At 48.9% G+C, this 17,169-nt stretch carries 17 protein-coding genes and 1 tRNA gene; 13 read left to right on the top strand and 5 right to left on the bottom strand.

Annotation, left to right across the window (positions count from 1 at the left end; all coding sequences use genetic code 11):
* Positions 1–222 precede the first annotated feature (222 nt).
* Complete coding sequence (locus NATSA_RS06790) at positions 223–585, top strand: hypothetical protein (RefSeq protein WP_210511259.1); 363 nt, start codon at positions 223–225, stop codon at positions 583–585.
* Between the two features lie 114 nt (positions 586–699).
* On the opposite strand, the gene NATSA_RS06795 is transcribed toward NATSA_RS06790, so the two are convergent.
* From NATSA_RS06795 to rffA, 5 genes are read right to left on the bottom strand one after another with little or no spacing between them, the layout of a single operon-like run.
* On the bottom strand, positions 700–1,752 hold the full coding sequence (locus tag NATSA_RS06795) for a glycosyltransferase family 2 protein (RefSeq protein ID WP_210511260.1): 1,053 nt from the start codon (positions 1,750–1,752) through the stop codon (positions 700–702).
* 3 nt (positions 1,753–1,755) lie between these two features.
* A complete protein-coding gene (locus NATSA_RS06800) occupies positions 1,756–4,254 on the bottom strand; it encodes a glycosyltransferase (RefSeq protein ID WP_210511261.1) in 2,499 nt (832 codons plus the stop codon).
* A 14-nt stretch (positions 4,255–4,268) separates the two neighbouring features.
* Complete coding sequence (locus NATSA_RS06805) at positions 4,269–5,831, bottom strand: MOP flippase family protein (protein WP_210511262.1); 1,563 nt, start codon at positions 5,829–5,831, stop codon at positions 4,269–4,271.
* The gene (locus NATSA_RS06810; protein ID WP_210511263.1) at positions 5,831–7,072 is read right to left on the bottom strand and encodes a GNAT family N-acetyltransferase; all 1,242 of its coding nucleotides are present in this window, start codon (positions 7,070–7,072) and stop codon (positions 5,831–5,833) included. Before NATSA_RS06810 ends, NATSA_RS06805 begins: the two co-directional genes overlap by 1 nt.
* A complete protein-coding gene (gene rffA / locus NATSA_RS06815) occupies positions 7,069–8,250 on the bottom strand; it encodes a dTDP-4-amino-4,6-dideoxygalactose transaminase (protein ID WP_210511264.1) in 1,182 nt (393 codons plus the stop codon). The genes NATSA_RS06810 and rffA overlap by 4 nt, the downstream gene beginning before the upstream one ends.
* Positions 8,251–8,409: 159 nt before the next feature.
* Between rffA and guaB the strand changes: the two genes are divergently transcribed.
* The 12 genes from guaB (at position 8,410) to NATSA_RS06875 (ending at position 17,153) form a co-directional block, all read left to right on the top strand.
* Entirely contained in the window at positions 8,410–9,888 is a 1,479-nt protein-coding gene (guaB, locus tag NATSA_RS06820; RefSeq protein WP_210511265.1) for an IMP dehydrogenase, read from the top strand.
* Between the two features lie 29 nt (positions 9,889–9,917).
* On the top strand, positions 9,918–10,784 hold the full coding sequence (locus NATSA_RS15675; RefSeq protein ID WP_210511266.1) for a M23 family metallopeptidase: 867 nt from the start codon (positions 9,918–9,920) through the stop codon (positions 10,782–10,784).
* Positions 10,785–10,853: 69 nt separating this feature from the next.
* Positions 10,854–11,267, top strand: coding sequence for a bactofilin family protein (locus tag NATSA_RS06830; protein ID WP_246481729.1), 414 nt, complete (start codon positions 10,854–10,856; stop codon positions 11,265–11,267).
* A 49-nt stretch (positions 11,268–11,316) separates the two neighbouring features.
* Positions 11,317–11,562 (top strand): AtpZ/AtpI family protein, encoded by a 246-nt coding sequence (locus NATSA_RS06835; RefSeq protein ID WP_210511268.1) that lies wholly within the window; start codon positions 11,317–11,319, stop codon positions 11,560–11,562.
* A complete protein-coding gene (locus NATSA_RS06840; RefSeq protein WP_210511269.1) occupies positions 11,555–11,938 on the top strand; it encodes a hypothetical protein in 384 nt (127 codons plus the stop codon). Before NATSA_RS06835 ends, NATSA_RS06840 begins: the two co-directional genes overlap by 8 nt.
* Positions 11,938–13,050: a F0F1 ATP synthase subunit A gene (gene atpB, locus NATSA_RS06845; protein ID WP_210511270.1), complete on the top strand. Its 1,113-nt coding sequence runs from the start codon at positions 11,938–11,940 to the stop codon at positions 13,048–13,050. Before NATSA_RS06840 ends, atpB begins: the two co-directional genes overlap by 1 nt.
* Positions 13,051–13,096: 46 nt before the next feature.
* Positions 13,097–13,315 (top strand): ATP synthase F0 subunit C, encoded by a 219-nt coding sequence (gene atpE / locus NATSA_RS06850; protein ID WP_210511271.1) that lies wholly within the window; start codon positions 13,097–13,099, stop codon positions 13,313–13,315.
* A gap of 43 nt (positions 13,316–13,358) precedes the next feature.
* Positions 13,359–13,862, top strand: a complete 504-nt coding sequence (atpF, locus tag NATSA_RS06855; RefSeq protein WP_210511272.1) for a F0F1 ATP synthase subunit B — start codon at positions 13,359–13,361, stop codon at positions 13,860–13,862.
* Between the two features lie 12 nt (positions 13,863–13,874).
* Positions 13,875–14,420, top strand: a complete 546-nt coding sequence (gene atpH, locus NATSA_RS06860) for an ATP synthase F1 subunit delta (protein WP_210511273.1) — start codon at positions 13,875–13,877, stop codon at positions 14,418–14,420.
* A gap of 30 nt (positions 14,421–14,450) precedes the next feature.
* On the top strand, positions 14,451–16,076 hold the full coding sequence (atpA, locus tag NATSA_RS06865; RefSeq protein WP_210511274.1) for a F0F1 ATP synthase subunit alpha: 1,626 nt from the start codon (positions 14,451–14,453) through the stop codon (positions 16,074–16,076).
* 1 nt (position 16,077) lies between these two features.
* On the top strand, positions 16,078–17,043 hold the full coding sequence (gene atpG / locus NATSA_RS06870; RefSeq protein ID WP_210511275.1) for an ATP synthase F1 subunit gamma: 966 nt from the start codon (positions 16,078–16,080) through the stop codon (positions 17,041–17,043).
* A gap of 25 nt (positions 17,044–17,068) precedes the next feature.
* Positions 17,069–17,153 (top strand) — tRNA-Ser (locus tag NATSA_RS06875).
* Positions 17,154–17,169: the final 16 nt, after the last annotated feature.

The following is a 17,169-nucleotide window of genomic DNA, read 5'->3' on the forward strand; positions in this document are numbered from 1 at the left end:
TGTGTAATTGCGGAGGTCATTCCACTGTCACGATCCGTTTCGGACCGCATCCCCGGATGCCTTAACGTGAATACTTGCGGTAAACATAACAAGAATATACATCGTTGCATATCCGCACTGTCAGAATTTTTATTTTTTTTGAAAGGGGTGACAGTATGCTGTCACACCCCCGGGTTAGATTATTACTGAACAAACATAATCAACCCGAATACGGAGGATATCATGAATACCGCTTTAAGTCATTCCATATTGAAACCAGACAACGCAGCCTCTCAAAACGTCATTCCGGAAGGTGAAAGGATGGCTTCACTGTCAGACGGAAGAAACAGCCGGCGGCTTTCACTCATTTTTGAAAGCCACACTCAGCAGGCCGATGTCTTTGACCTGATTGGCTGGAGTGACCTTCCTGACTCTTTAAAAATGGTTGTTCGAACTGATATGGAAGCTTACCGGGATGAACTTCTGGGTCTTTACTCCACTTGTGACCGGAATGTTCAAAGAAGAAGAAAGTCCGTATCGTACTGGGTAAAAGCATACAGAGACGGGATCTGCTCGCTGCAGACGGCTGTATCGGCACTGTCGTAACTGCGCCTTTGTGATACCCGCTGTGATATACCTGGTAATATTGCATTCCAGTCTTTTTTCCAGCTTCTATGGACACGCTCTATGTGACACGGTTGAATAGTGTGCGGACGCAAATCAGTGTCCGGCGACCACAAGCAACCTGAAAACCAGGGTTTCAAATCGTGTGGATCTGTAGTGCCGGCCGGAAAAGAAATAGCCTGTTCTGAAAAACAGACCGGACTTTCTGAGTTTTACTGCCATATTAAGCAAGTCCTTCTTTTTGGGATTTGAAAGGGCATTGCCATAAACCTGCTGAAAGCTGGCAGCCTGGTCCAGTATATGTTTTACACTCCAGGATCTTTTTTGCAGTGCAATTGCACGGCGGCTCATCTGCTGCAGTATTCCGGTAGTTGCAGGGCTTGAACTGCGGTCGTGCCTTCGGAAAGTTATGGATGGATGTGAGTCATAGTAAATGTCACCGAAGGCGGATGCAACAAGATAGCACCACCAGTCGTGCATGATGATATGCTCTGAAACGTTGTTTCCGTAGCGGGAAAAGGCCATGGTCATCAGCTTTCGCAGCTCCGCGTTGATTACCATGGAGCAGCCGACAACCTGATTTTGCACCAGGGCATTGCCAAAACCGGTTCGTTTTGGCAGCGGACTCAGTTCGCGCACTGACGGATCATCGGCCAGAGTCATCCATTGCCTGCAGTGGTATAAAAATGGTCCTTCTGCATTTGTGAGATCTTCCCGGCTTGATTGATTCTTCTGAGTGGAGGCACGATGTGTACTCAGCGCCGAGGCTGCACGCGTCAGCTTATCCGGATGCCAGACATCATCCTGGTCACAGAACGCAAATCCGTCATACCCGCTTTCTGCCGCATCGGCAAGGGTAAAAAAGCTGGACGTTACTCCGATATTCTCTCCCTGAATGAAAAAAATCCGGTTTCTCCGGTCTGTATCTTCAAGCCTTTTTTTAAATTTTCTGATCAGGGATACGGTATTGTCATGGGACCCATCGTCTCTGACCCATAGGTCCCAGCTTTCAAACTCCTGGTGCAGCAAACTGTCAAGAAGTTCTTCGATATATTGTTCTCCGTTATATGTAGAAAGAAGAACGGCTATTTTCACATCCTTCGGACCGGTTTCAGGATGATTCTTTGATGTAGATGCGTGTGCAGGCATAATTCAAACGTTAACAGCTGATGTAATGACCTGCTCAATATCCCGGACATAGGCTTCAGCCGTAAATTTCTGTTGTGCATATTTTCGGGCATTGGTAACCACGCGTTCATGATACCCGGGATCTTCTGAAAGTTTTTTGATTTGCTGCGCCAGGCTTGCCGCATCCCCGCTCCGGTAAATCAGCCCTGTTTCACCATCCGAAACCACCTCAGGCATGGCTCCGGCATCGGAGCTGACCACTGCGCAGCCTGACAGCATTGCTTCCACAGCAGAGCGGCCAAATGTCTCAATACGTGAGGTGACCAGCAGCATATCAGCCCCGGAATAAATATCATTAACGCTGGTTTTGTGTCCTGCCAGTGTTACGTACTCCTCCAGACTCATCGACCGGATATGATTTTTCAGTTTTGCTACCGTCGCACGGTCACCGCTGCCGTAAATGGTCAGTGCAATCTGCAATCCCTGTTTGTGCAAAATAGAGACAGCTTCCAATGCCTCTGCATGATTCTTTGCTTCGTTGATCCCGCCGGCCATTACAAGTTTCCATGGGCGCTTTTGGGATTTATCCGCCGGACTTCCGGCTTCCCGGGAGCTTCCCGCTGTTCTCTGGCTGATGCAGTCAAAGTTGACTCCGGCAGCATCTTCAAACTCGCGATAATCAAAACCGTTGTATACAACATGAAGTTCTGGTCCGGAATGCAGTTCTGGATCGGATTTGGGCGAATCATTAGTCCTGGCAGCACCAGTTGTTGATTTCAACATGGTATCAAGCTCCCCCGCAAGAAAACGGGAATTACTGATAATGTGGCCGGTCGAAGCTCTTATGTAATTCATGGCTTTTCTTGTTCCGGCATCAAACAAGCCGAATCGAAAATCGGGGTTGCCGGGCAGTTCACGGGCATGCCAGATGTGCGGGATAGTTCGTTTTTGTAATCCGGACAACTCTGCTGCCATCATTGCCCCCACAGGTGTACTCAGACTGTTGGTGTAGACAAGGTCCGGATCCCATGCTTCCGCTTCACGCACCATCTGTTTTTTTTGAATCCGGTTGTTCAGGCTTCTTGCAAAACCTGCAAGACGGACATATCTGCTGCCGATCCAGCGGGAGTAGGGGATGACCCGGTAGCCGATGCCCCGGCTTTCCAGCTCTGCAGCCAGCCCGCTTTTCTCCGGCAGAAATACAAGCAAATCATACATTTTTCTCCGCTGAAGACCTGTAAGGAGCTCAAGAAGCGAGCGCTCAGCACCATATAATCCTCCACTGTGCGAGATGAACAGAAGGCGGGGTTTCTTTGCCGTGCCGCCAGGCTTCTTAACTGTAGCGGGGCCGGACACGCCCCGGATGACATTTCGGTAAATTTCTGCCAGCCGCTGTCCCTGAACCGAAGCATTGAATTGCGACTCGATATGCCTGCGTGATTTGCTGCCGAACTCTTTCCATTTTTCAGGATGCCTGATCAGGTATTCAAGGTGCTGCGCGAGGCTGTCAGCATCCCGTTCTTCAGAAAGCAAACCATTGGTACCATGCTTTATAACTTGTGGAATGTCACAATGATTTGAACTAACAGCGGGCATTCCGGATGCCGCCATTTCTATCAGTGAAACCGGAGCCCCGCCCTCACTGTCGCCATCGTCAGCCGTCAGACTGGGAGCAAGATAAATGTGATGATCAAGGGCAAGACGGGTAAGATCGCCGGCAGTAATGAATCCTTTCAGCGTAATTCTGTCAGCCAGTTTTGAATCAGCAGTATACTTCAGAATCTTCTTTTTCTCCTCAGCAGAAACCTCATCTCCGGTTTCATCACCAACCAGGGTAATCCTGAAATCAAACCGTCCGGCCAGCTTTTCCAGCGCTTTAAGCCCGTATTGAAATCCTTTTTTTGGCCGAAACGCAGCCGCCATGAGAATTTTAACTGGCTCATTTTCTTCAAGACTCCTCGGCTGATACGGAATCGCATCCAGATCAACACCAAGCCGGTGAACAGCAACACGGTTTTCCGGACAACCAAGGGAAACCACCTTTTCGGCCATAAACGGCCCTTCGCACAAAACAAGATCAATATGGCGGAACATATCGCGGTAACGCGATCTCCACTTCGGGTTCACCTTTGGAAGATGATCAACATCCTGCCCGTAAAATGTGACGATGTGTTTCATCTGCTTCACGTTATGTGCATTAAACAAGCGAAGCACCTTATGGTTTTTCCATCCGACCGGACCAAAATGTGAGTGCAGAATGCCCGGACCAAGCTTGCGGCACATCCGGTATGTATAGAGATGATAATCCGCATGTCTGAACAGCCGGGTGGTGATTTTTGAGCGTTTTGAAGCCGGCCCGGAAAGTGAATGGATATTCGGCAGGTTGAATTGATCCTCGTTCAGAGTCTCCTTGCAGATAATGTGGCTGGTTATATCATCGGGAAGGGAACGCACCTGCTGATACAACCAGGTCTGCGTCTGGGGAAGCCATACCGGAAAACTGTGTGCTGCAGTTATTGTCATATTTTCGAATTACGCTAAGAGCCATGACCATCTTTCCGGACAGCCTGCCAGAACTCCCGTACTGAACCGGACTGATATCTCCAGAATAACGGAATGTAAGTGATCAGGAATACTGCGGCAATGGCCAATATCATTGCCAGATCATACATCATACTTCCATCCGCCCGGAACAGACCATATTGCCAGGCATCATAGAGCCGGGTCAGGACAGCCGAAACAGGCACATCACCCCGCATCCATCCGGTGACATCCCAGACGTTACTGATCACATTTTTTATTATAAATGTCAGCAAAAAGGGGACGATCAGCAGAGGCACAAAGAGTTTCATTTCGGAAAAAAGCCGGGAGAAGGTCAGTCCGATAATCCGGTTTACCAGAAGCCATTGCCCGATCCCGAGGTACAGCAGGTTCGCTGCAATATAAAGAGTCAGCAGCACAAATACAGAGTATTGCGCACCAATGAGATAAACTGCTGTCGTAACTACAGCGGCAGCCAGGTTCCAGTAAAAGGCCAGCTTCGCCTTGCCCTTGCTCAGCAGAATATTGCCGCTTGGATTCCCCATCATTCTGAGTACACCAACCAGCGCCATCAGAGGCATAAGCTGCGCGGTGAGCAGCCAGCCATCCCCGAAAAGAAACGGAACCAGCCAGGGAGCCGAAAGCGAAACAATGATAAAAAACGGCATCATCAGTGACACAATACCGCTGACGAGTTTGATATATCCGTTACGAAGCACGGAATGGTCTTCCTGACGGGCTGCAAATACCGGCAGTGCTACCCTGTTGAGCAACGGACTCAGCCGGGATATCGGAAACAGTACCACCTGGTAGGCAATATGATAGGCACCCAGAATTTCCGGACCGAAAAACCGGCCGATAATCAGATGATCGATCCGCATCGAGTAGATGTTCAGGCCACGCTCTCCCATTTGGTAAAGCCCGAACCGGATATGTTCCCAGACCTCACCGGGTGAAAAGCAGAATGACGGTTTCCATTTGCGCATTTCAACTGCCATATAGATCGCCGTCAGTATGCCGGCTGTGACAATATGCGACCAGATAAGCGAATACACGCCCCACCCGGCCAGTGCCAGACCCGTGGCTGTGGCAAATCCGGCAACGGCAGCCGTGGTTTCGGCAATCGTAATCTTTTTGAAGTCAAGATTTTTGCGTATCAGCACTTCAAAAAGGGCGCCGGCGGCATAAATTGGAAGGATGATTCCGCCCAGCTGCAGCAGCTGCCGCACTTCCGGCTCACCGTAAAATGTGGCAAAGAACGGAGCTGTCAGAAGTACGATGAGATAGAGTGCCGAACCGGCAAGAATATTGATCCAGAACAGGGTAGAAAGCTGACGAGACGACTGGTTTCGAAAGTGGATGACGGCATTGCTTGTCCCGCCATCCGCAAATATCCGGCCGATACTGATAATGACCATCGCCATGGCCAGCAGTCCGAAATCACCGGGTTCCAGAATTCTCGCCAGGGCGATATACTTCAGCAGCTCCAGCCCGTTCGATATCATCCCCGAAAGACCGCTCCATCCGGCACCCCTGTAAGCTTTTTGCTGCAGGCTCATTACCCGGACCTCCGTGGTCTGAAGGTGAGTCTTCGCACGGCACGTTTCATTATTGACGCCAATCCTCCGATTGCCGGATAAGCCAGCAACCTTGTCAAACCAGAAGTTTTTTCCAGTACAGGTGAGTCAGCGGCAACGGCACCAAAACTTTTTTTAAACTGCTCCACACCGGAAATGTTCTGACTGGGATTGAAATCAAACCACATATCACCCGTCTCGCAAGACCGTGCAATCAGCCTGGCCATCAGCAAATTCATTGCCCGCAATTTCCGCCCCTCCGGACCCGAGCAACCGTGCCAGTATGCCGTGTGCCGGTTGCCGCGCAAAACAATAACACCCGCAACAACATCACCCTCAAAATCGGCAAGCCACATTTCCGCCCCGGAATTACTTCCGGTTTTATCGCGTCGAGCATTATTTCCGGTATTTGAGAAAACGGGATCAAACGTGTCAGCGGCAGATTGTACGTTTCCATTGCCGGAAAATTGATCTGCAAGCAATATGGAAAACATTTCCCGCCCGTATACATGGGAGGGAGGGGGGTCCCAGTTCCTGATGGTTTGCAGGTATAATTGGTAATACGTATCCAGGTCTTTTTCCCCGGATGCCCGTCGGATACTTACGCCGGCCTCCTCCGCCTTCTGTATTTTTCGCTTCATGGCACCGCGTCCATGCATCCACGACTGGCGGATGACATCAAAACCTTCTGAACAGTCAAGTACATGTGACCGGTCCGGCCGGATCTGCAGACCTGCCATTTCCTTTTCAGCCGGAAATGACGCATCAGCCGCAGCGGAACCGTAGCCCAGTTTTTTATCCGGATATTCCTTTCCGGAAAGCGACCTGATGCTCCCGTCAGAATAAAAGGGAAATAATCGCATGACCAGGGATCCGAATTGCTCGGCTGTGTTCCTGATCAGAACAGTTTCTTCACTGCGGCTCAACTCTTCTCCGTCGCCTGCAAGCCAGCTTCCGTACGTTCCGCCCGGTGCGGCATGCATGATATTGCCTGTTCCGGCGGCATACCGCTGCCTGCTGATGGGAAACAGCACACGTTTGCCGGATGGTAATTGCGCAATCCAGGGTTCAGGCTGATATGCTCCGTTGGTGTACCTGGTCCATATATCAGCCCACTGCGGAGACTGGGAAAAGGATGCCACATTTGTACTTCTGAAAAAATCATTCCATTCACGGGTATCCGATGGTGAAAAACGAACTCGGTCTGTGACGGAACGGCTCATGCCTTCACGCTCTTTTTTGATTTGTAATAATCTTTTATGACATCACGCACTCTTCCTGCAATATTTTCAGCTTTAGATGCCAGAGCGGGATAAACGGGAAGCCGGATCAGTGATGCTGCCACTCGTTCTGTGACAGGAAGGCTGGCCGACAAACCCAGTTCTTTGCGCGCATATGGGGCGTTGTGCAGCGGGATATAATGAAACGACGCTTCGATGCCTTCATCCCTTAGCTTTTTGAGCAAGGGGGACTGGTCCTCCGTTTCCGAAGTTATGAAGTGAAAAATATGATAGTTGCTTCTGGCATAGTCCGGAATCCGGGGCAGCCGGATCATCCCCTTATCCTCAATCTCCTTAAGCTCAGAAAAGTAGGCATTCCAGACCGTACTCCGGTGTTTCCGTATGATATCCTTTTTATTCAGCTGGGCCTCAAGCAGGGCGGCAAGGAGATCGGATGGGATGTAGCTGCTTCCCGGACTCACCCATGTATACTTGTCTGTTTCACCGCGCAGGAAAGCAGTCCGGTTTGTACCTTTTTCACGGATCCATTCCGCCTTGCGGGCCAGCTCCTCATCCTGGGTCAGAAAAGCGCCCCCTTCACCGCAGGTTATATTCTTGGTGTCATGGAAACTGTAACACCCGATATCCCCGATGGTGCCCAGCGCCTTGTCCTGCCAGTACGCATCAACACCCTGTGCGGCATCTTCCACAATTTTTATGGTGCTTCCTGATATCAGCTCCCGCAACGCTGCAAAATCAGCTGAAACACCTGCGTAGTGAACCGGAATAATTGCTTTGGTGGAGGAGGTGATTTTCCCGGCTGTATCCGCCGGATCCAGTGTAAGGTCCGACTCCCTGATTTCAGCAAAGACCGGAGTTCCGCCCCGCATCCGGACGGCATTTGCTGTTGATACAAAGGTGAATGACGGCATGATCACCTCATCCCCGCGTTCTATCTCCAGCGCCATCATAGCCATTTCAAGCGCATGCGTGCAGGATGTGGTCAAAAAAACGTGCTTCGATCCGGTCCAGTCTCTGAGCCGGGATTCCACACGCCGGCTCGCAGGCCCGTCGCCATGCCAGCACTCGCTGTCGAGCGCCTGCACTATGGCCTTGTACTCTTCGTTTGTTCTGTAAATCCTGTTGAAAGGAATATAATCTGAATTCCGGGAATCGGTCATTCGCAGACTGATTTAATTTTTGAGCAAGTATAACATTTTTGCATCACAGATGCGGGTTTCCACCTGCACTGCATTTGCTGCGAAAAGAGAAAATGATGGTTCAATCCCTTGGTCTAATTTCGTAATTTAAGCAAACCCCAATCAAATTATTGCTATTTCATGATTCCAGATAAGCCTGCAGACCGAATTACCCGTCAGGGACTAACTTATGATGACGTTTTACTGGTACCGGCATTGTCACAGGTGCTTCCCCGTGATGTCGACACCGCCGTCGAACTGGCTCCGGGGCTGACACTGAATATTCCGGTGATGGCCGCCGCCATGGATACCGTATCTGAATACCAGCTTGCAATTGCTCTGGCCAGGGAAGGCGGTATTGCCATGCTTCACAAGAATATGGAGATTGATGCGCAGGCAGAGCAGGTCCGGCTTGTGAAGCGAAGTGAAAGCGGAATGATCGTTGATCCGGTTACTTTGCAGAAAAATGCAACGGTTGCCGACGCCCGCAGTATAATGGCCAGGCTCAAAATCGGAGGCATCCCGATTGTTTCACAAAACAAAAAGCTTCAGGGCATCGTCACAAACCGGGACTTGCGGTTTGAATCCGATCCCTCAAAAAAACTCGGCGACATCATGACCAGCAGCAAACTGGTCACTGCCAAAGAGGGTACAACACTTGAGGAAGCGGAAAAGCTGCTGCAGCAGTATAAAATCGAAAAGCTGCCTATTGTCGATAAGTCGGGTGTGCTGGTCGGACTTATTACATTCAAGGATATTGAAAAGAAAAAGAACTTTCCCAACGCGTGCAAGGATGCCATGGGAAGGCTCAGAGTCGGTGCCGCCGTCGGCATATCCCCGGAAACTGCTGAAAGAGCTGCGGCGCTGGTGGATGCCGGTGTCGATATCATCACGGTAGATACCGCACACGGACATTCGGCAGCCGTTATCGATACTGTCCGGCAACTGAGAAAGTCTTACCCGGACCTGAACCTTATTGCCGGAAATATTGCAACTGCCGATGCCGCACGCGCCCTGCACCAGGCAGGAGCGGATGTGGTCAAGGTCGGCGTGGGTCCCGGATCAATCTGCACAACCCGGATTGTAACCGGCGTGGGCGTGCCCCAGCTCAGTGCCGTTATGGAAATAGCGGAATATGCTTCCAAATCAGGCGTGGGACTTATAGCCGATGGCGGGATCAAACAGACCGGTGATATCCCCAAAGCCATATCCGGCGGTGCGGATGCCGTAATGATAGGCTCGCTTTTCGCCGGTGTGGAGGAGAGCCCCGGTGAAACCATCATTTATGAATCCCGGAAGTTCAAATCCTATCGCGGAATGGGGAGTCTCAGTGCCATGCACCAGGGCAGCAAAGACCGCTACTTCCAGGATGTTGAAGATGATTTAAAAAAACTGGTACCGGAAGGTATAGAAGGCAGGGTTCCCTACAAGGGGCATTTGTCCGAGGTTATCTATCAGATGACTGGCGGACTTCGCTCGGCAATGGGGTATTGCGGAGCGGCGACAATAAAAGAACTGAAAAAAGCCGAATTCGTGCATGTATCTGCGGCAAGTGTCTACGAAAGCCATCCGCACTCCGTGCATATCACCCAGGAAGCACCGAATTATTCCGGCAGATGAAATAACATGACAACCCTATTTAAACCATTGTGATATCATTACTTAAAAAACTTATGGAGCGAAGGAGGGAAGAACTGACCCTTCTTCTGTTCGATGATGATAACCCGCATCAGCAGGACAGTTACCGGATTCATCCCGGAAAAATGTTCCTCGGACTGGTCGTAGTCAATCTTCTGATTGTATTTATTGTTATGATCATCCTTTATGCTACACCCATCGGAACTTATCTGTTCAACAAAGAAAACCGGGCCATCCGGTCATCTGTGCTTGAAGTAAGAGAACGTATCTCTGCACTTCAGGACTCCCTTGAAGTGCGCGATGAACAACTCTCGGAAATCCAGAGGGTGATCAGGGATCAGGCAGATACCTCGTTTGTTATTTCCTCAACTGACGAATGGAATGAAATGTATGGTGAACAGGAACAGCCTTCCGGGGTCATGACCTATCAGGTGAGTGAAACCGGGGGTTCATCATCCCTTAGCAGTGATCAGATTATCAATTCCGATATTTTCAAATCCGGAACAATGTTTCCGTCCGAACCTCCTGTGAGAGGCACCGTCAGCAACTCCTATCAGCCTGATAAAGGTCATTTTGGCATAGATATTGCTGCCAGAACCGGAACGGATGTACGGTCGGTGGCAGACGGAGTGGTCATCAACAGCGAATGGACGCTGAATAACGGATATGTACTTCAGATTCTGCACGGCGACGGATTCGTAACCGTTTACAAACACTTTTCCGAGGTCAACTATACAGCTGGCAATGTTGTCAGAAAAGGTGATGTGATCGGAAAGGTAGGAGAAACCGGTCTGCTTGCTTCAGGCCCCCACATTCATTTTGAAATATGGAAAAACGGAGCTTCCCTTGACCCGGAGCAGTATCTCAATTTAAATTAAGCACGCACGTTTGAATTATTAAAAATTTATAATATGTTTGGAAAAAACAACACCAGAACCAACGATACCATGAAGAACGATACCCCAGGACAGCCAAATATCAACATGATAAGCTCCGGATCCACGCTTTCCGGTACACTGCATACCAAAAGCGATCTGCGTGTTTCAGGAACCGTTGACGGAAAAGTCAATGCGGAAGGAAAATGCATCGTTTCGGAGTCGGGACTTGTAAAAGGGGACCTTCAGGCAAAGGAAGCTGATATTGCCGGGACGGTAGAAGGCGAAGTGTCCGTAAGCAACAAATTGATTCTCCGCAAAACCGCTAAAGTAGCAGGTGACATCGCCACCAAAACATTGATGGTTGAGGAGGGTGCCCAGATCGACGGATCCTGCAAAATGGGTGACCCGTCCGCACAACCAGCGAAAAAATCTGCTTCCACCGATAATAAAGACTTCAAAAAAACAACCGGCAGTCCCTCCTGATATTATTTAAGCGGCACCATCAGCCGGATTTGTCCGCACCGGTACATCCATGGCTCTGAAAGAACTATCCCGCTACGGTCAGTACATTGCTCTCGGCACCCATATTGCGGCTTCCATGATGATTCCGGTTTTAGCCGGAATTTATGCCGACAACAGATGGGGATCCTCACCCTGGGGAGTGATAATCGGCGCTTTGGTCGGGTTCGGAGCCATGATCTCCATTGTACTCAGGCTGGCGGCACAAACAGGGAGAAATGAGTATATGGAAAAAAGAAAAAAGTCAGATCATGGGTAAATTCAGCGGACTGATTCTTCTGTTTGATATCGCCTGCTTGCTGGTCATCGGCATACCGGTATACTTGCTGGCCGGAATGCCGGTTCTGCTTCCGGGAATTATTGCATTTATTGTCACATCAGCTCTTGCCATTGCAAGCTTCTATCCGTTTACAAGAATGTCGGGCGGAAATATGAACAAATACCTCAGCGCCATGTTGATCGGAATGTTCATCCGGATGATATTCATCGGTACTTCGGTTGCCATTGTCTTTGTTTTTACAGAATTACATCAAATCAGTTTTACAGTTGCACTGTTATTTTCATATATTTGTAAATCTGTTATTGAGACCTATATACTAACCAAAAAACATAGAGGGCAACCGTCGGTATCGTGATGAAACATCAGCTCCGCCTACTTTTCCTGATCATAGTTTTTATAGCAGGTACCGCTGCTCAATCCAGCGCGGAGTCATCAGAAGAGAATGATATTGACCTCGTCGAAGAAGGTGCCGGGGAATCAGCAGAGAACAGAATCGATCTCATCGACAAAGTCGTGGATCACCATTATCTGGACTTCAAGCCCCTGGTCACTATTGAGCTTCCAAGGTTTTTTTATGATGACGGATCTTTTCACTTTCATCGAAGCACCACGGCATTGCTCAACAGCAAACCGGATCTGTTTACCGACGAGGATTATATCGACGCTGATCCTGTGACAAAAAACGGAGAAATTCAGCCGGCAAGCTGGAATATCGTGCGTACCGACGGCACTCCGGTCGATTTCGATTTTTCCATAACTTCCCATCTCGTATTCTTCTGGATTGCCGCTCTTCTTACATTTGCAATCTTTATTCCGCTTTCAAAGAAATATCGTCAGGGCGTAGGCCGCTCGTCAGAACCCAAAGGAGCGTTTCAAAACATATTTGAGACACTCGTCCTTTTCATTCGTGATGACATAGCGCTGCAAAATATCGGGTCGAAAAAATACCAGTTATTTACTCCATACCTGCTGACCGTCTTCTTTTTTATTCTTTTCATGAATTTTTTCGGGCTGATGCCGTGGGGCGTTTCCTCAACAGCTGATATAACGGTTACAGCGGTACTGGCCATCTGCACCTTTTTTGCAACCCAGCTGTTTGCGTCAAAAGAGCACTGGAAGCACATATTCTGGTTTCCCGGCGTGCCTGTTCCGATCAAGTTCATTCTGCTGCCAGTGGAGCTGATCGGACTCTTTACCAAGCCGTTCGCCCTGTGCATTCGTCTTTTTGCCAACATGGCGTCAGGCAAAATTTTAATTTTTGCCTTGTTGGGAACCATCTTTTTATTTTCTGACCTCTTCGGGCCCGGAATTGCATACGGCACATCCTGGGTCTGGGTATTTCTGACGCTTTTTGTTTACCTGATCAAGGCCCTGGTCAGTTTCATACAGGCTTACGTTTTCACTATATTATCCGCACTCTTCATAGGTCTTGCTGTTGACGACCACAGTGAAGAGCATGCGCACTGAACTGCTTTAACCAATAAAAACCCAATAATTTAAACAGAGGAATAAAATGGAATTTGCATATTTGGCTGCCGGTTTCGGAGCAGGAATCACAACTATTGGTGCCGCTATAGGTATTGGTATGATTGGAAAAGGAGCGATGGAAGGATCTGCACGTCAGCCCGAAGCATCAGGCGATATCAGAACTTCTATGCTTATCTCTGCTGCCTTCATCGAAGGTGTCGCACTCTTTGGTCAGGTTGTCTGTATTATTCTGGCCCTGCAGTAACCAGATTGCGCTATCAACGATCCTAACCGATTGGTAAAAAACCATGTATCCTGTTTTTGCTCAAGGTCTGCTTGATGTAGACTTCGGACTGTTTTTCTGGGTCCTGATCACATTTTTGCTGTTTCTGTTCCTGCTTACAAAATTTGCATGGAAACCGATTCTGAATGCACTCTCAGAACGTGAGAATGCCATTAAAGAGTCTCTGGAAGCAGCGGAAAAGGCCAAGGCCGATGCTGAGGAAATATCCAGGGAAAATGAAAAAGCCCTGAAAGAGGCCGAAGCCATCTCGCAGAAAATGAGAAAAGAAGCTCTCGAAGAAGCCGAAGCACTCAGGGCAGACCGTGTGGAAAAGGCAAAGGCCGAAGCATCAAAGCTTCTCGAACAAGCCAGGTCCACCATAGAACAGGAGAAAAAGAAAGCTCTTCTCGAGCTCCGTGAAGAGGTTTCCAGAATTGCCATTGAATCAGCTTCGCGCATTCTGGATGAAGAGCTTGACGAGAAGAAAAACAAAAAGATCGTTGAAAAGTACATAAGGGAACTCAACTAACTCCGCTGTTTCATGATTATCTCAAAAGTTGCAAAACGCTACGCCACAGCGCTTTTCCTGGAAGCCAAAAACAGGAAAGAGCTGGAAAATGTGGCCGCAGACATGCAGCGGATCAACGAAACCATACTGGGTTCCAGGGAGCTGCAGATCTTCCTGAAAAGCCATATCATTTCACGTCAGAACAAAAAGAGTACACTTGATGAGCTCTTTTCCAAAGATATTTCTGAGCTAAGCCGGCAGTTCATAAGCCTGATTCTCGAGAAAAGAAGAGAGGATCAGCTGTCCGGTATTTGCGGCTATTTCGGAGTTCTGTTCAACAAGGAACAGGGATTGCTTGAAATAGAAGTATTTGTCGTGAAAAAGCCGGATGCCGGCCTGGAAAAACAGCTCAAAAAGGCACTTGAAAGCCGTACCGGAAGCAAAGTAAACCTGTCCTACATCGAGGATCATTCACTCAAGGGCGGAATGGCCGTTCGTATCAATGATACCGTAATTGACGGAACCATTAAACACAAACTTCAACAACTTGAACTTACATTACAGCAGGCCGGAATGTAAGTTTTTTTAAAGGATGGACATACCATTATTATGAGTCACGTTAAACCAGAAGAAGTCTCTGCCATACTCAGAAAGCAATTGGCCGGATTTGATACCGAGACAGAGGTCTATGATGTCGGTACCGTACTGGAAGTAGGAGATGGTATTGCAAGGGTATACGGCCTTTCCAAAGTTCAGGCCGGTGAATTGGTTGAATTGCCCGACTCCAGGGATGAAGACGGCAAACCCATCCGGGGGATGGTCCAGAACCTTGAAGAGGACAATGTAGGTATCGTACTTTTTGGCGGCGCCAAGTTTGTCAAGGAAGGAGACAAGGTACAGCGGACCCAGGAAATTGCATCACTTCCGGTTGGCGAGGGTGTTCTTGGCCGCGTCATTGACCCGCTTGGCAGACCCGTTGACGGAAAAGGTCCCTTGAGCGGAGAGACATTTAATCTTCCGCTGGAACGCAAGGCGCCCGGTGTGATTTACAGAGAACCGGTATCTGAACCGGTGCAGACCGGACTCAAGGCAATTGACACCCTTATTCCGATTGGCCGCGGGCAGCGTGAGCTGATCATCGGCGACCGCCAAACCGGGAAAACTGCTATTGCTATCGATACGATAATCAATCAGAAACGTACCCAGGAAACAGATAAGCCGGTCTACTGTGTTTACGTAGCCATCGGTCAGAAAGGATCGACTGTTGCCCAGGTAAATCAGGCACTCCAGGAAAACGGCGCTTCGGATTATACTGTAATTGTTTCAGCACCGTCTTCCGTAGCCGCACCGCTCCAGTACATTGCACCTTTTGCCGGGGCTGCGATAGGAGAATACTTCCGTGATACCGGCCGTCATGTGCTGGTCATCTATGATGACCTTTCCAAACAGGCAGTTGCTTATCGCGAACTCTCGCTTCTGCTGCGGCGTCCGCCGGGCCGTGAGGCGTATCCGGGCGATGTATTTTATCTTCACAGTCGTCTTCTTGAGCGTGCTGCGAAAATCAACGCCAACGATGAAGTGGCAAAAAAAATGAATGACGTTCCCGAGCCGCTTCGCGACAAACTAAAAGGCGGAGGCTCACTTACAGCTCTGCCCATTATCGAAACACAGGCAGGAGACGTATCCGCATATATCCCGACAAACGTCATCTCCATTACTGACGGACAAATTTTCCTTCAGACCAATCTGTTTAATTCCGGTGTGCGGCCGGCCATTGATGTCGGTATATCCGTATCACGTGTCGGTGGGGCAGCTCAGGTCAAGTCCATGAAAAAACTTGCCGGGACAATGAAGCTGGACCTGGCACAGTATCGCGAACTTGAAGCATTTGCCAAGTTCGGATCTGAACTCGATGCTTCCACGCAAAGACAGCTTAATCGCGGAGCCCGTACCGTAGAAGTGCTCAAGCAGGATCAGTATAAGCCTCTTTCAGTACAAAATCAGATTGCACTGCTTTTGGCGAATAATAAAGGTGTTCTGGACAAACTTCCGCTTGAAGCCATCAGCGAATTTGAAGAGCAATTCTTTGAAGCCATTGAACTTAAGTTTGCCGAAGAGATGAAAGAGCTCGGCTCGTCGGGTGTATTGCAGGATGACTTCGCGGAAAAACTGGAAAAAGAGGCCTTTTCAGTCCAGAAAAAAGTGTTGAGCGAACGCGAGAACATCGAATTCTGATATGGCAAATTTACGCGACATACGGGACCGCATATCATCGGTAAAAAGCACTCAGCAGATCACCAGAGCAATGAAAATGGTTGCCGCTGCACGGCTGAGAAAGGCCCAGGACCGTATGACTGATGCCCGCCCATACACCTACAAGATCAGGGAAGTTGTCAAAAATCTCACAGAGCGCAGCAACTCTGACAATCCGCTGTTCCGGACTTCCGAAAATCCCGAGAATGTTCTGATTATCGTACTCGGTTCCGACAGGGGACTCTGCGGGGGATTCAACACCAATTTATTCCGGATTGTTGAGAACAAAATTCATGATCATTTTTCCGGGCACATGAAAAACGGTAATCTTTCAATGATTTGCTTCGGGAAAAAGGCTTATGATTATTTTCGCACCCGCAAGTATCCCGTTATCGATCACAAAATCGGTTTTTTTGATCAACTGAAGTACGAGAATGTCACAGATGTGATGAATGGTATCATCGCGGAGTTCAAAGAAGGAACCTATGATGAAGTTTATCTGGCCTACAATGAATTCAAATCGGTGATTGCCCAGAATCGGCGTTTTGAATTTATTCTGCCGATCACTTATGAAACCGACAAGGTAACCGTTCCGGAGTTTCCCTCGATTTTCGAGAAAAAGGTCAAAAACAAGGAAGTCACTGACAAACCGGAAAGTGAGTCAAAGAAAACTGGTCTGAAGCCGGATGTAGATTATCTTTATGAACCGGATCCCGATACGATTCTGGACTACATTCTTCCGTTGTACGTCAACGTCCAGCTCTGGCAGGCGTCACTGGAGTCTTATGCAGCTGAACAAGGTGCCCGGATGACAGCCATGGACAGTGCAACTGAAAATGCAGGTGATATCATCAGTGATCTGCAGCTCAAATACAACCAGGCACGTCAGGCAGCCATTACCACAGAAATTTCTGAAATAGTTTCGGGGGCGGAAGCGTTATCGGAGTGATTTTTTTTGTATATTTATTGAATACGGAGAGATGGCAGAGTGGTCGAATGCGGCGGTCTTGAAAACCGTTGAGCCGAAAGGCTCCGGGGGTTCGAATCCCTCTCTCTCCGCTCAGAAAGCTCCTTT

It is taken from the genome of Natronogracilivirga saccharolytica, from assembly GCF_017921895.1.
GTDB lineage: Bacteria > Bacteroidota > Rhodothermia > Balneolales > Natronogracilivirgulaceae > Natronogracilivirga > Natronogracilivirga saccharolytica.